Annotated in this window: 15 protein-coding genes; 7 read left to right on the top strand and 8 right to left on the bottom strand. The window is 45.2% G+C overall.

The window, feature by feature from the left end; genetic code table 11:
* Nucleotides 1–23 precede the first annotated feature (23 nt).
* Nucleotides 24–263: a hypothetical protein gene (locus AC1DVJ_RS12085; protein WP_477590983.1), complete on the bottom strand. Its 240-nt coding sequence runs from the start codon at nt 261–263 to the stop codon at nt 24–26.
* Between the two features lie 217 nt (nt 264–480).
* On the opposite strand from AC1DVJ_RS12085, the gene AC1DVJ_RS12080 reads away from it, so the two are divergent.
* A complete protein-coding gene (locus AC1DVJ_RS12080; protein WP_477590981.1) occupies nt 481–1689 on the top strand; it encodes an AraC family transcriptional regulator in 1209 nt (402 codons plus the stop codon).
* Nucleotides 1690–1910: 221 nt separating this feature from the next.
* Nucleotides 1911–2276, top strand: a complete 366-nt coding sequence (locus AC1DVJ_RS12075) for a group I truncated hemoglobin (protein WP_477590979.1) — start codon at nt 1911–1913, stop codon at nt 2274–2276.
* 48 nt (nt 2277–2324) lie between these two features.
* On the opposite strand, the gene AC1DVJ_RS12070 is transcribed toward AC1DVJ_RS12075, so the two are convergent.
* Nucleotides 2325–4031: a glycoside hydrolase family 2 protein gene (locus tag AC1DVJ_RS12070; RefSeq protein WP_477590977.1), complete on the bottom strand. Its 1707-nt coding sequence runs from the start codon at nt 4029–4031 to the stop codon at nt 2325–2327.
* A 125-nt stretch (nt 4032–4156) separates the two neighbouring features.
* Here AC1DVJ_RS12070 and AC1DVJ_RS12065 point away from each other — a divergent pair, with 125 nt between their 5' ends.
* Both AC1DVJ_RS12065 and AC1DVJ_RS12060 read left to right on the top strand, forming a co-directional pair.
* On the top strand, nt 4157–4963 hold the full coding sequence (locus AC1DVJ_RS12065; RefSeq protein ID WP_477591095.1) for a helix-turn-helix transcriptional regulator: 807 nt from the start codon (nt 4157–4159) through the stop codon (nt 4961–4963).
* An 18-nt stretch (nt 4964–4981) separates the two neighbouring features.
* Nucleotides 4982–5473 (top strand): CYTH domain-containing protein, encoded by a 492-nt coding sequence (locus tag AC1DVJ_RS12060; RefSeq protein ID WP_477590975.1) that lies wholly within the window; start codon nt 4982–4984, stop codon nt 5471–5473.
* Nucleotides 5474–5824: 351 nt separating this feature from the next.
* Here the strand turns inward: AC1DVJ_RS12060 and AC1DVJ_RS12055 are convergent, their stop codons facing one another.
* The 4 genes from AC1DVJ_RS12055 to AC1DVJ_RS12040 all read right to left on the bottom strand — a co-directional run bounded on the left by AC1DVJ_RS12055 (nt 5825) and on the right by AC1DVJ_RS12040 (nt 9705).
* A complete protein-coding gene (locus AC1DVJ_RS12055; RefSeq protein ID WP_477590973.1) occupies nt 5825–6679 on the bottom strand; it encodes an SDR family oxidoreductase in 855 nt (284 codons plus the stop codon).
* A complete protein-coding gene (gene uxuA, locus AC1DVJ_RS12050; RefSeq protein WP_477590971.1) occupies nt 6663–7769 on the bottom strand; it encodes a mannonate dehydratase in 1107 nt (368 codons plus the stop codon). The genes AC1DVJ_RS12055 and uxuA overlap by 17 nt, the downstream gene beginning before the upstream one ends.
* A gap of 29 nt (nt 7770–7798) precedes the next feature.
* On the bottom strand, nt 7799–8476 hold the full coding sequence (locus AC1DVJ_RS12045) for a GntR family transcriptional regulator (protein ID WP_477590969.1): 678 nt from the start codon (nt 8474–8476) through the stop codon (nt 7799–7801).
* Nucleotides 8477–8625: 149 nt separating this feature from the next.
* Entirely contained in the window at nt 8626–9705 is a 1080-nt protein-coding gene (locus AC1DVJ_RS12040; RefSeq protein WP_477590967.1) for a ParB/RepB/Spo0J family partition protein, read from the bottom strand.
* Between the two features lie 111 nt (nt 9706–9816).
* Here AC1DVJ_RS12040 and AC1DVJ_RS12035 point away from each other — a divergent pair, with 111 nt between their 5' ends.
* Together AC1DVJ_RS12035 and AC1DVJ_RS12030 are read left to right on the top strand one after the other, a co-directional pair.
* Complete coding sequence (locus AC1DVJ_RS12035) at nt 9817–9966, top strand: EAL domain-containing protein (protein WP_477590965.1); 150 nt, start codon at nt 9817–9819, stop codon at nt 9964–9966.
* A gap of 101 nt (nt 9967–10067) precedes the next feature.
* The gene (locus tag AC1DVJ_RS12030; RefSeq protein ID WP_477590963.1) at nt 10068–10472 is read left to right on the top strand and encodes an EAL domain-containing protein; all 405 of its coding nucleotides are present in this window, start codon (nt 10068–10070) and stop codon (nt 10470–10472) included.
* Between the two features lie 95 nt (nt 10473–10567).
* Here AC1DVJ_RS12030 and AC1DVJ_RS12025 read toward each other — a convergent pair whose 3' ends face one another.
* Together AC1DVJ_RS12025 and AC1DVJ_RS12020 are read right to left on the bottom strand one after the other, a co-directional pair.
* Nucleotides 10568–11374 (bottom strand): histidinol-phosphatase, encoded by an 807-nt coding sequence (locus tag AC1DVJ_RS12025; protein WP_477590961.1) that lies wholly within the window; start codon nt 11372–11374, stop codon nt 10568–10570.
* An 11-nt stretch (nt 11375–11385) separates the two neighbouring features.
* Nucleotides 11386–12288, bottom strand: a complete 903-nt coding sequence (locus AC1DVJ_RS12020) for a LysR family transcriptional regulator (protein WP_477590959.1) — start codon at nt 12286–12288, stop codon at nt 11386–11388.
* Between the two features lie 264 nt (nt 12289–12552).
* Here AC1DVJ_RS12020 and AC1DVJ_RS12015 point away from each other — a divergent pair, with 264 nt between their 5' ends.
* Nucleotides 12553–14079 carry an MDR family MFS transporter gene (locus AC1DVJ_RS12015; RefSeq protein WP_477590958.1) on the top strand — a complete coding sequence of 509 codons (1527 nt, stop codon included), beginning with the start codon at nt 12553–12555 and terminating at the stop codon, nt 14077–14079.
* The last annotated feature ends 2 nt before the right edge of the window (nt 14080–14081 follow it).

The raw sequence follows: 14081 nt of genomic DNA, 5'->3' as shown, positions 1-14081 counted from the left end.
ATCCCTATCACTGTTTCGTAAAATTAAATAGAGTATAGACAAATGGTCTGATAAGGCAGAAACAACCAATTCTGATTCAAGAACACACGGATTGTTATAACAATGGGGAAAGACCTCGCAGAGAAGTTCAGGGAGTGGGTAAAGATCGACAGACGCACGATCAGTTCACTAATATCAACTGCCGTAGAACGCTGGTCATCCTTTTTATTTAGTTCCTGTTCCCACTCCTCCGTAAACCTCTCAAGTAGATCATTAATTCTCACAAGCGATTCACGAGCTCCTCTCTTTCAAATAAAGACCCAGTATTTCCATAATGAAAGGGTATTATGACTCGTGCTAATCTGTAAGCAACATGCTGACAGCGTACAGCGAACACTAGGAATCTTTTGGATAAAAGATGTGGCGGGCACTAAAAGGTCGGTATTATCAGAATTATGAATTGCTATTACACACTGATACATAAACACGGAGGTAATGACGATGGAAGCTGTTGATTTTATCCCCAATCACATTGCTCAAAATAATATTGTATTTGCCAAATATCAATATGTGATTCGCAGTGAGTTCTTGCGCGGCTTGTTCAAAAAGGACATAAAGCATTCGTCGGAGGCGATTATTTCGGAAGCGAATGCGATTGGCATTTCATTAGGGGATGAACAATATCATGTCATTCAATTGCGTTTTGATCGGATATCAGCTATGAAAGCAAGCTGCGATACTCACCAGTGGGATATTTTGAAATTATCCGCGTATTATTTGGTTGCTAATTGTTTAAATTCGTTCTCGTGCTTTTTTGACGATGAAGAATGTCTTGTTGCGATCTTACAAACATTTGATATAAAAAAAGCGATTCAGATCTGTCGTCATCTGCAGAGTGAGTTGATGAAAAGTTTACAGCTCTCTGTATCCGTGGGGATATCGGGTGTATATTCCTTGCCATTCATCGCCAAAGGATACTTAGAATCGAATCAAGCTTTGAAGTACAGATTGATATCCAATGAAGCGATGATCATGACGTACAGAGATACCAAAGCTTTTCAAAAATCGCTTATCGATTCCTATTTGTATCGATTGTCGGCGCTCTTCGAACTCCAAGATGCCATGACGATTATCAATCGGCTTGAAGAGTGGAACGAAGACATCAAGAAGTCCGGACTGAACGCGGAGGCTTTGGAAAGTTTGGAGAAAGAATTGAAGGTCGTTCTTTTAGCGTTATTAAGACAAGACGTTACGAAAAATGGTGTTCAACATCGTATCTATTACGCAGAACAACTGGAACAAATCGAAGCGGGAGATTCCTTCTCCGAGAAGATGCTTCCCGTCATCCAAATATTGAATGATTTGATTCGTCAGGAAGAACGAAGTGAAATTCCGTTCGATGAACAAGCTATAAGGTATTTACAGGATCATTATCATCTGGAATTACCCTTGAAAGAGATAGCGAAGCATGTGCACTTGAATCCAGCTTATTTCGGCGTCATTTTCAAGAAGAAAACTGGCAAAAGCGTAATCGAGTTCCTGACTGAAATCCGCTTGAACGCAGCGAAGGAACTGCTGATGCAGCCCGAATTGAAAGTCCATCAGATTGCGAAGATGATCGGACTAAAAAATGCCGCCTATTTCACCAGTCAATTTACTAAACTTACCGGGATTTCTCCGATGAAGTATCGATCTATGAAGTTGAAGTAAGCCTTGTAAATTGAAGTAATCGAACAAACACCTCTAAAAGCAGGAGACCCAGCCCAGTTGGCTAGGTCCCTTTTTTTATTTATATTCATGACTTTGCCTGGCACTAATTTACCAGTGTGCTGGACTGAGGCGGAGACAGGAATCATATAGACAGAGATTATTTCCGTGAATTTTGGATAAGCTATCCAGGTAAATAGGTACATTTCTGAAGGAGGATACGAATGGAGAACGCAACAACGCTGTACGATAAACTCGGTGGAGAAGAGGCCATCACGGCAGTGGTGAACTACTTTTATGAGCTAGTTTTGGCGGATGATACGGTCAATCACTTTTTTCGCAACACGGATATGGAGAAACAGCGTAAGCATCAGGCTAAATTTATTGGCTTTGCGTTAGGTGGGCCGAACCAGTACACAGGGGCTTCCATGGCCAAGGCGCATGCAGGAATGGATCTATCGGAAGAACATTTTAATGCGATTGCGACGCATCTTCATGACGCACTTGCGCATTTTAATGTGGGGGCAGACGAGATCAATCAAGTGTTGGCGAAGGTGTCTACGTTGAAGGACGATATCTTACATAAATGAGTGTTATTTAAAAAGGGACTCAGCCCGCATAGGCTGAGTCCCTTTGTCTCATCGTTCAGAGCGATAAATCTCCTTCACTAAACGATAAGCCAATTTCGGCTTGCGATACTCGCTCAGCAAGCCTTTGTTATTGAAACTCCGCGCGCGATCGCGGAAGTAAGGACGGTCGCTCCGCACATCGACGCGAATATCGGCGAAGTGCCAGATGAGCGTTCCGACGATGCGCGGGTCGTCGCGGAAGATTTTCAAAGCACGGGTGACGACATCAGCTTGATAGTCTTCGCTGAAGAGGCGCGGCTCCCAGCCAGCATCACCAAAAATCCCCGCCGCGCCGAACTCGCTCATGATAACAGGCTTGCCAGCAGCGCCCTGTTTCTCGGCATTCTTGTAGTAGTTCTGCAGCATAGTACTAAATCCATCAACGCTGCCTTCATACCAGCCGTAATATTTATTAATCCCGATGACATCAAAGTAAGAGAGTACGATATCTTGCTCTGGTTGCATCGTTGCGTAAGTGACGAGTCTGCTTGCGTCCATGCTGCGGATTTTGCCTACGAAAGCTTTCGTAAGCTCCAGCGCTTCCTGGGTCCGTGTATCAATTTCGTTGTGCGCACCCCAGAAAATGATGGAAGGATGATGGTAGTCACGGGTGATCATTTCATGCAGCATGTGGACGCCACGGTCTCTGAATATAGGGCTTGCTAGTGTTTCCACGCTCATAAAACAACCCCACATCGGGATCTCGCTCCAGAGAAGCATGCCGTGCTCGTCGAGCAGATCAATCCAGAACTGGCTTTGCGGATAGTGGGAGCCGCGCACAATGTTACAGCCCATGTCGGATAAAATGTCCAAATCCTTCAGCATCAGCTTTGGTGGAAAGGCAAATCCCCACTCCGGGTGCTCTTCATGACGATTCACGCCCTGTAGGTATAGCTTTTTTCCATTCAGCAGGATATCGCTGCCCTGCACTTCAATGGTACGGAAGCCAGTCCGATCGATGAGATCGTCTTCACCGGCCCTAACCGTAAATGTATACAGAGCGGGTTGACCAACATCCCATCTGCGAACCTCGTTAAGGCTTCCCTGCAGTGTAAAGTGAGTCGTTTGACCTGCAGCAACCAGCACATTCGTAACCCCGAGCGAAAGTCCCTCCGTACTCGCATTAACCTCAATCTGGCAATCTTTCTGGCTTAAAGAACTCACTTGAATCTGCAGTTGAACATTAGCCGTATCGTCCTTCAATTGATAATCAATTTTCATTGAATCAATATAGACATCAGGGAGCTCCTGAAGCTCAACTGAACGAATGATACCCCCGTAAGAGTGCCAATCCGCAATGTCCGTCGGTAATGTTTGCCAATCAACGGTATTATCAACGCGAATGACGAGTTCATGTTTGCCTTTTGCTAGATGGGGGAGAATCATAGAAAACTGTGTAAACCCGCCAAAGTGGTAGCCAATATGCTGACCATCCACGTACACATCCGCATGATGAAGAATGCCTTCAAATACCAATCGAATATTCGCTTCATGTAGCGTATCAAAATATGTTCGGTACCAGGCTGCGCCAATATAATCGTAAGTCCCTAATTCGTTATTCCAACAGGAAGGGACGACGAATTTTCTAGAGCCCGCAGGGAATTGTGAGGACCACCCCTCAGAAACTCCTTTATTGTCAGGATCCGTGATGAAATCCCATAAGCCGTCCAAAATTCGGGTAGGTCGCAAGTTATGCTGCTGAAAAGTACGTATCACTATCGGTAAGCCCCTTTCATGTCTGTTTCGTAAAGCGTATCATAGAAGAAGAGTTAATTTGAATGGATAAACCTCATCTCTATTTGTCAAAATCGCTACAAGGCTGGTGAACAACTCCTTTGAATATGCACCGTATTTATCATCATCGACTTTCGTATGAGAAGCCTCCTGTGCCTGGTTGGAAAGATATTCGCAATACGACAGATGTTCACTCGCTATATTGGATTATGAGCGGCGAAGGGGAATTCCGCCATGAGATAGACGAAGTACCGCTGCACGTACAAGCCGGGAATTTAATCTATCTAAAGCCTGGTTTTACACTGACGATGACTTCGTCTACTGACAAGCCGTTATGTATCAGGATGCTCCTTTTTGATGTTTTTGACATTCCTTTCGAGCATCTCCATTGGTTGAAGCCGGTGCCAGTGGATGCACTGCCGATCCCCTTTTATAAACCGTACACCTTAGAGCAGTCAGATTGGCTGGAAGCACAGCTCACACGCTTATGGTCGATGCATGGAACGGATCCGCATGAACGGCAGGCAGAATTTCAATATGTGTTAATACGATTGATCCAATTTATGAAGGATACCGATTCGTCGAGTGACCCCTACATGAAAGCCTTTCAGCAAGCGAAGCTGTGGCTCGAAACCTGCTACCATCAGCCCATCCGGCTGGAAGAGTTGGCGAAAACCTACCATATTTCTGTCTCGCAATTACGTAAAATGTTTATAAAGCATGTAGGCATCTCGCCTAAGTCGTATCTGAATAAGATTCGGAATGAGCAGGCGAAGACGATGCTTTTGTTGACCGATGAGCCGATGAAGGCGATCGCAGATGCTTGTGGATTTGCAGATGAGTTTCATTTTGGTAAAATGTTTCGAGTATGGAACGAGATTTCACCGGTTCGTTTTCGAACAATGAACAAATAGAGAGGGGCTAACCGAATTATGGGTGCCGAAATTGAAAGAAAGTATTTATTGCCCGCATTTCCTGCGGCTGAATTAGTGAATAACGATATGAGCCAAGTGTCTAAGCAATATATTTATCAAACGTATTTGGCCTTCTCCGATGACCAAGAAATTCGCGTGCGCAAGTTGGTAGACAGCTCGGGGGAATCGCATTATACGCATACCTTCAAATCGGGACATGGGATGGTTCGAGAAGAAGTTGAATACAGCATTACTGAGACAATCTATAAACAGTTACTCGAGCGCACAGGATTAATTCCGTTAGAGAAGATTCGTACGACGCTTGAAGCGGGTGGGTTTACTTTTGAAATCGATGAATATAAACAAATTGACCTCCTTGTCGTTGAAGTCGAGTTCCCTGATTTGCAGGCGGCACAGCAGTTTGAACCGCCTACTTGGTTCGGAAGAGAGCTTGGTTCGGAGGAAGAGTTTCGCAATAAGTCGATGTGGGTTGCTTTGCAGAAGCGCTGATACTTTTGGGGAAAAGGTGGTCCCATCTGCTGAATCCCAGATTCTTTAGCGAAGTATGAGTAAAAAACATGCTTCCCTAAAATTCTAGATAGACGTCGTTAGGCTTTATTAATCACGCTCGTGCGGAGATGATCGATCTCGTGTTCTCTGCCATTAAACAAGTAGATTATGAAATCGTATAGACCTTCCATATTCAGACTGGAGCCCCGTTCCCCGCGAGATTCTCGCTAACGGACACAAATAACACCATTCTCCGCCTCCTTCTACCTAGTCCATAAACAATCAAAAACCGTTTCAATGCACAGCTCACAAAGAGCTTTATGCAATGAAACGGCGTGCGCTTCACTCTGACTAAACGCCCGAATAGGCCATAAACCCGCCGTCCACAGGGATCGTTGTGCCTGTAACGAAGCGGGACATGTCGGAATCAGCCAGCCACAGCAAGGTACCTAGTAAATCTTCCGGCTTGCCGAATCGGCGCATCGGGGTATGTGCAATGATTTTATGAGAGCGATCTGTCAACGATCCGTCCTCTTTCATTAATAATTTGGCATTCTGCTCAGTCAAAAAGAAGCCCGGGGCAATGGCATTTACGCGAATGCCGCTTTCTGCCAAATGAACAGCTAACCATTTCGTGAAGTTATCGATAGCTGCTTTAGCAGCGCTATAAGCAGGAACTTTCGTCATCGGCGAAGGTGCGCTCATGGATGAGATATTGATAACCGTTGCACCGGTTTTGCCATGCATATGTTTCGTGAACACTTGAGTAGGAATTAATGTCCCAACGAAATTAAGATCAAGTACATTGCGGAATCCAGGGATGCTTAGATCATAAAAGGATTGTACATCTGGATTCGCCACATCCTCCATCTTGAAAATCTCATTCGTCGTATTCGCACTGGCATGATTTCCACCCGCGCCATTAATCAGGATATCACAGGTACCGAGCTGTTCAATCACTGAGGCTGCAGCTTGCTGAACACTTTCGGTCACAGTTACATCGCAAGCAACAGCAATCGCTTTGCCACCAGCTGCTTGAATCTCCTCCACCACAGCTAGCCCTTTCTCATGGGTGCGGTTCAGAATAGCAATGTGTGCGCCTTGTCTAGCTAGTTCCATTGCCATCACGCGGCACAGGACGCCAGCACCTCCTGTTATCACAACGACTTTCCCTTGTAGGGATGGAAAATTAGTTAATCCGCTCATAATCCGCCACAGCTCCTTCTTGTAAAGTAACCCCTTGGCGACACATCATGTCCCAAAGTCCCCATAAATACATAATACCTAGTGCTCGGTCATACAGCCCGTATCCAGGTCTACAGCGCTCATCCCAAATATGTCGGCCATGATCCGGACGGCAGAAGCCTTCGTAATTGTTCTCGTGCAGCGCCTGCACAATGCCGGAAATATCAACCGTACCATCCTTCGTTCGATGAGAGGTCTCGATGAAATCGCCATTCTCATACACACGGACATTCCGAATATGTACAAAAGGAATCCGATCCGCGAATTCATGCACGATCGAGACTATTTCATTACTCGGATTCGCACCGAGTGAGCCACTGCACATCGTAAGCCCGTTAAATGGGCTGTCATGCAAGGCTAAGAAACGGCGAATATTCGCTTGGCTTGTCATTAGGCGCGGTAATCCGAAGACGGACCACGGCGGATCGTCCGGGTGAATGGCCATTCGAATGCCATGCTCTGCGGCAACCGGAATGACTTCATCCAAGAAATACTTTAAGTTCGCCCAGAGATGCTCTTCCGTAACATCCTTATAAGCATCAAAAAGCTCCGTTAAATGAGCAAGTCGCTCCGGCTCCCAACCCGGCATGCTGAAATCTGGGTTTGCATTGATCCGCCCAACATGCTCAGCAAGGTCGAGGTTAGCAATTTTACTTTTTTCATAAAAGAGTGCCGTCGAGCCATCTTCAAGCTCTTTATGTAAATCCGTCCGTACCCAGTCGAACACAGGCATGAAATTGTAGCAAATCACTTTGACACCAACCTGTGCCAAAGTGGCAATCGTTTTCTTATAATTAGCGATATACGCATCGCGACTTGGAAGTCCTAGTTTAATGTCTTCATGAATGTTGACGCTCTCAACAACCTGCAAATGCAGCCCAGCACGATCAGCCTCCGCTTTGATCTTCTGGATCTTGTCCATCGGCCATTCTTCACCGGCTGGAACATCATGCAGTGCCCAGACGATGCCTTCAACGCCGGGAATTTGTTTTATTTGCTTCAGGGTGACCGTATCGTTGCCCTCTCCAAACCAGCGGAATACCATTTTCATAGATGCACACTCGCCTCCATTTCATAAACCTATTTGAAATACGTGGGGAACTTCTCTTTCAGTAATGCTTGATCGGCAATGCCAACTTGAAGATGAGCGTGTATTAACTGCTCTGCCTTATCTGGCTGTTGCTCCTTGATGGCGTCAACAATCTGACCATGCTGCGCATACAGCTCTTCCCAATGATGATCAGTCGCCAATCGAAGCATCCGGGTACGGTTCAAATGCACGTTAATTTGTTGAATGACCGCCCAGGTGTTCATTTTCTTACAGCCTTCGAAAATCGTTCGATGAAATTCCTCATCAAGCTCAAACATTTTCTTATAATCTTGTTCATCCATACACACTTTCTGCGAGGCTAAATTCATCTGCAGCGAGCGAAGGGACTCTTCAGGAATAGAGATACAGGCCAAGCGAATAACGGCGCTTTCCAAATGTTCTCGAATGAATCGTGCTTCATCAACCAGCTCCAAATCAATGCGAGAGACAACCGTTCCGCGTTGCGGATATATGTCCAACAAGCCTTCCTGTGCTAACTGCACAAAGCTTTCCCGAACGGGTGTCCGACTCACATTGAAGCTTACCGACATTTCTTTCTCCGAAATGGTCGCACCTGGAAGCAGGGTAAGACTCAGAATTTGAGTCTTTAGCGTGTGATAGACGGCATCTCGGGTCGAACTAATCAGTGGTTTTTTGAAAAAATCCATGTGTGTCTCCTTTGTTAAATATAGCCTACATTCATACTACCATACTTGTATGGTAGTGCGGTAGTGGGGAGTGATGAACAAAAACACCGCATGCAGCCCGTGCTTTCCTAACTAGGAATAGCACGAGTCACATACGGTGTCAGAAAGCTTTATCGAGAAACAGCTAAAACTTGAACCTTTTTCCAAGCTTCCAATTGTTGTTCCAATTGTTCCACTAACGTCGAGACGTCTTGTGAGAACTGCTCTTTTTCTTGCTCATTCATTCCATCCTGCTCCATTTGGAGCTCGCTCGAAACGGGAGGAGCGGGGATCGTGAGAAGCAATTGCTTTAGTTTTGCTTGAAGTGGCTTTCCAGCAGCCATAGGAGTCTCAGTTTGCTGCGCTGAAATCGCAGTTTCAACTGCCGAACTGTTGTTGACTTCAACTTTGACTTCATCAGTAACCTCTGCTTCCTTAACCTCCACTTTCACCTTCTCTGTCTTAGAAGGTGACTTGGCTGCGACTGGCTTTGCACGTTCTGCCCGATTGTTCTGGAAGGTGGACCAGGTCTCAATTAATTCAGGCCCAGACTTATAAAGCAGCTGGCCTTTAATTCTGTCAGAGATGTCTTTATCCTTAAACATCTTCGCAATTTTCTTCACATCACTGACGGGCATTTCATCGCGTGCCATGATTAGGGCAAGTGGATCACGATGCTCGATCGGCAGATCCTTCAGCGGCAGTAATTGATCCTCAGTGAGTTTATCTTTGCGAATCTCGGTTCCGCCTACGATGAGCTTCTTAACGGAGTTCCCAAATTTGAGCAGCTCACATTTGTTTTTGATATAGGATTCCGGCTTACCTAGCTTACCAGAAAGATATTTGATAGAAGAACTAAACTTCGCATCATGCATGAGCTTATGAAAAGCCTCGGCTTCCTCGATCGGAGAGAAGCCTTCTCGTGTTAGGTTTTCAGCAATCTGCTCCAGATAGATTTCCATCTCATCCGTTACCGTGGATACGATACAAGGCATGGTTGGAAGGCCAAGCATTTTACTAGCTTTATATCTGCGATTGCCATAAATGATTTTATATCGGTTGTCAGCGGTTGTACGCACTTTAATCGGTGAGAGTAAGCCAATTTCACCAATGCTTTTCATTAATTCTTGAAGTGCCTCTTCATCGAATTGATAACGGGGCTGGTCTGTGTCTTCATCAATCAGATGTATAGAAATGTTATGTATGTCCATTTTCATGTCTCCATTCGTTCAGGGTCATCTAACTTAATTATATATCAAGGTTGGAACCGTGGAAACGTCAATTCGACAGAAAGGCGTGTTCGTCATGGGGATTTGGCATAAATGGAGCAGACGAAAGGCTACATCTCGCCATCCGATTTTATTCCCTTATCGGAGGAACTCGGCCTTATTGATGTCATTGGTGAATGGGTGCTCCGCGGCGCATGCAGGCAGATGAAAGCTTGGCATAGCCTTAAGATGAACCCCTCATGATCTCCGTTAATATTTCTGTCAAACAGTTGAATGATCATCGCTTTGTGGATAAAGTCATTGCGATTCTGGAAGAGACAGGACTGGAAGCGAAATAATTAGAGATGGAAATCACAGAGAATGTTGCTATGCAGGACGAGCAGATGGGCGTACTTTACTCGCTTCGCCAACTAGGGATCTCCATTTCCGTGGATGATTTCGGCACGCATTATTCGACCCTAAGCTATTTGAAAAGGTTCCCGGTTACGAAGATAAAACTTGACCAGTCCTTTGTTCGAGGCGTTCAAACCGAGAGCAAGGATCGAGCGATGATCAAAGCGATCATATCTGTGGTGAATGCTTTTCAGCTGCAAATGATTGCAGAGGGAGTCGAAACCGAAGAGCAAGCGGAGTTCTTGGTGGAGAATGGATGTCATCATATACAAGGTTATTATTTTTATAAATCGATGAAGCCAGAGCAGCTGCAAGCTGTATTAAAAGAAGGGTTACATGAGAAGCTAGCATTTTAGGAGCCAAGTCGATTCATAATTATGATATTTAATATCGTTCGTAAACACAAAAGAGGTGCCCCGTACTGGGGCACCTCTTTTGTGTTTAGGAAAAGCTAAAGCGCGACGATTTGCTTCTGCTTATTTTGGAAATAGACCCAATGCTTGAATCCAATTTCCTTCAAGGCTTTCTGGACTTCTTCCCAGTCGTCAGCAACGCGACTAGGGACATGGGCGTCAGACCCGAAGGTAACCTCAACGCCGTAATGCAGCGCACGCTCCAGAATTTGGTGTGAAGGATACCAACCGCCAACGTCTTTCGTTTTGCCTGACGTATTAATTTCGATCGCTACACCAGACTCTCCAATGATTTTCAAAGTCTCATCGACCTTTGGTGTCGCGATATCGGAAAATGCAGGGTAGAAACCTTTCATCGCATCGATATGTCCAAGAATTTGGAACATGCCTGAGCGTGCCGAATCAGCAATCAGACGATAGTACTCTTCTTTATGTTCAACCTGTTCAGTTGCATTTAATTTCTTCCATCTGTTGCGATTGAAGATGCTCACTCCACCTGAGAGATGTACGGATCCTATGATGTAGTCGAACGGATATTTCGCGTATTCTTGCCGATAGATCTCCACGTGCTCAGGGAAATAATCAGACTCGACGCCTAAGAGTACATTGATTTTGCCAGCATACTCTTGTTTGAGGCGAAGTACTTCTTCGATGTATCGGGGGAATTCGCTTTTGGCCATGGCGATAGCAGGCTGTGCACGATCTTCTGAACTTCCAAAATAAGGCGAGTGATCCGAGATGCCAATAACCTGAAGGCCGCCTGCAATGGCTGCTTCAATATAGTCACGTATGGTATCTTGCGCATGTCCGCATCGATCATGATGCGTATGTAGGTCGAATTTCATGGCTTGGACTCCTATTCTGAACCGATAAATTGCGTTTCCGGCATTCCTTTAAGATCGCGAAGAAATTGTTGCATAGCTGAATTCAAGTACCGTCCTGACTTATATACTACGCCTACTGGATGGGTAATATCCAGTTCGTTCACTTTTACCATTTTCAATGATCCATGCCGCAATTCATCAGCAACAGACATCTTGGAAATAATCGCAACACCCAGATTAAGCTCTACCATGCGCTTCACTTCCTCGCTGCTAGACAACTCCATGACAATATGAGGTGAGACCTCATAGGACTTGAAGATTTGATCAACGAATCGTCGACCTGCTGTTTCCGGGGAAAGCATGATAAACGGAATGTTCTTGAGCTTTTCGATAGATAAGTGTGTGAAACGACTAAGTGGATGGTGCGTGGAGACGATGAGTTCGAAAGTATCATAGTAAAGCACCGATGTCTCCAGTGCTGGATTTTTCTCAAACAAATACGTGATCCCGATATCGATATGACCGTTTTCCACGGATGTCATGATCTGAGAGGACGTCATGGAATGAATCGTTGTTTTAATCAGCGGGAATTGATCTTGGAAATAGGAAAGCACCCTCGGTAATATCTGCATGGCTATGGAAGTCGTTGTGCCAATATGGATGTGACCTTGAGGTGTCTGACTTAGATCGGAAAGACGTTGTTTCAGGTCACTAGTGATCCGCAATATTTTCTCTGCATGCTCCAAGAAAAGCTTTCCACTATCTGTTAAAGTGACAGGCTGATTACGATCAATGAGAATCGTACCGAATTCATCCTCAAGACTTTTTATTTGCGCGGAAACGGCAGGTTGGGTCAAGTTAAGAATCTCGCCAGCTTTTCGAAAGCTCATCGTTTTGGAAATCGTGAGGAGGGTTTCTAACTGGTTCATATTCATGAGATTTACCTCCTGCATGTTAGATTTAGGTGTAAAGGTACAAATAAAATTTATCGAAATTGTAAATGGCATAAAAACCTTTTCTGACCTTATTATATGATAGGAAGTGCTAACTAGGCAACATGGCAGGATAATTGCGAGTTTTTGGGTGCAAGCTACCAAGGCATGGGAAAGGGCGTCAACCTGAAAATTATTTTTGCAAAATACTCAAATTTGAATATAATAATTTATACATATAAAATATCGACTAAGGAGACTCCACGTATGACTTTAACACGTAAATCAAATCCAACCTGGACGGTTGTAGCCTTGATGCTTGGGCTCTTGCTGGCTTCGCTCGATCAAACGATCGTATCCACTGCGATGCCAACGATCGTATCCAAGCTTGGCGGCTTCAGCCAATTCGTTTGGGTATTCTCGGCCTATCTGATTGCCAATGTGGCTGCAATGCCGATCTTCGGAAAGCTGTCCGATATGTATGGCCGCAAACTATTTTTCATTATCGGGATTGTCGTCTTTATGATTGGATCTGCGTTATGCGGAACGGCATCATCGATGACACAGCTCATCATCTACCGTGCGATTCAAGGTATTGGTGGCGGTGCTTTGATACCGATTACCTTTGCTATTATTTTTGACATTTTCCCTCCAGAGAAACGGGGTAAAATGCAGGGCTTGTTCGGCGCTGTCTTCGGTTTATCCAGTGTGCTAGGGCCCATAATTGGTGCTTACTTTACGGATCATGTTACCTGGGAATGGATTTTCTTCATCAATTTACCCCTCGGTATTTTTTCCTTGGTAATGATTATTTTCTCGTATCACGAGACCGTGGAACATAGTAAGGCCAAGATTGATTGGGGTGGAACGATTGTTCTGACCGCAGCCATCGTTTCGCTGATGTTCGCGTTGGAGTTTGGCGGAAAAGAGTATGCGTGGGATTCGATGCAGATTATTGGTTTATTTGCTGGTTTCGTTGTACTCCTAGCTGGCTTTCTTCTCATTGAGAAATACGCCGCAGAGCCAATTGTACCTCTTGATTTGTTCAAAAATCGCTTGTTTACATCCAGCATGGGGGTCAGCTTCGCATACGGTGCGGTGCTCATCTCGGCAGGAACTTACATTCCGTTGTTTATCCAAGGTGTATTCGAAGGTTCGGCAACATCAGCTGGCTCGACATTAACGCCAATGATGCTTGGTGTTGTTGTAAGTAGTGCGTTAGGGGGACGCTTCATCGGTAAATTCTCCTACCGGAATGTGCTTTTTGTATCTGTGGCACTTCTCTTGGTAGCGACTTCGCTTCTTAGCGGCATTTCCATTGATTCGGAGCGTTGGGTGATCACAACGTATATGATTATTCTGGGATTAGGGATTGGCGCTTGCTTCCCAATCACGTCGATGTCCGCACTTCATAAAGTAGATTTTCGCCGTCGGGGTACGGTGACATCCTTAGTTGCTTTCTTCCGATCTGTTGGTTCCGCCATTGGGGTAGCCATATTCGGGAGCATTCAAGTGAACGCTTTAAAAGATAACATCACGACTTCGCTGAATGACCCAGCCATGGCTGAAAAGTTTCATGACGCACGCATGCTGCTGCAACCTGAAGTGAGAGCGAACATTCCAGTTGAGGTCTTGCATAAGCTGCTTACGGCATTGGCCGATTCCATTGCAGTCGTTTTCCAAACAACGATTGTCTTAGCCGTACTAGGTCTTGCGTTCATTTTAATGATGGGAAATGCTAAACTAGAAGTTGGTAAAGCGCCTGTTAAAGGAGATGTACCAGTAGGACACTAGGA

The sequence above is a fragment of the Paenibacillus sp. P4_A9 genome, from assembly GCF_056402415.1.
Note: the sequence above shows the minus strand (reverse complement) of the source record. Positions and strands in the feature narration are given on the sequence as shown.

Coding starts and splice junctions, on each gene's coding strand:
- AC1DVJ_RS12080 (WP_477590981.1), top strand. CDS start 481: ATGGAAGCTGTTGATTTTATCCCCAATCACATTGCTCAAAATAATATT.
- AC1DVJ_RS12075 (WP_477590979.1), top strand. CDS start 1,911: ATGGAGAACGCAACAACGCTGTACGATAAACTCGGTGGAGAAGAGGCC.
- AC1DVJ_RS12065 (WP_477591095.1), top strand. CDS start 4,157: ATGCACCGTATTTATCATCATCGACTTTCGTATGAGAAGCCTCCTGTG.
- AC1DVJ_RS12060 (WP_477590975.1), top strand. CDS start 4,982: ATGGGTGCCGAAATTGAAAGAAAGTATTTATTGCCCGCATTTCCTGCG.
- AC1DVJ_RS12055 (WP_477590973.1), bottom strand. CDS start 6,679: ATGAGCGGATTAACTAATTTTCCATCCCTACAAGGGAAAGTCGTTGTG.
- uxuA (WP_477590971.1), bottom strand. CDS start 7,769: ATGAAAATGGTATTCCGCTGGTTTGGAGAGGGCAACGATACGGTCACC.
- AC1DVJ_RS12045 (WP_477590969.1), bottom strand. CDS start 8,476: ATGGATTTTTTCAAAAAACCACTGATTAGTTCGACCCGAGATGCCGTC.
- AC1DVJ_RS12040 (WP_477590967.1), bottom strand. CDS start 9,705: ATGGACATACATAACATTTCTATACATCTGATTGATGAAGACACAGAC.
- AC1DVJ_RS12035 (WP_477590965.1), top strand. CDS start 9,817: ATGGAGCAGACGAAAGGCTACATCTCGCCATCCGATTTTATTCCCTTA.
- AC1DVJ_RS12030 (WP_477590963.1), top strand. CDS start 10,068: ATGGAAATCACAGAGAATGTTGCTATGCAGGACGAGCAGATGGGCGTA.
- AC1DVJ_RS12025 (WP_477590961.1), bottom strand. CDS start 11,374: ATGAAATTCGACCTACATACGCATCATGATCGATGCGGACATGCGCAA.
- AC1DVJ_RS12020 (WP_477590959.1), bottom strand. CDS start 12,288: ATGAATATGAACCAGTTAGAAACCCTCCTCACGATTTCCAAAACGATG.
- AC1DVJ_RS12015 (WP_477590958.1), top strand. CDS start 12,553: ATGACTTTAACACGTAAATCAAATCCAACCTGGACGGTTGTAGCCTTG.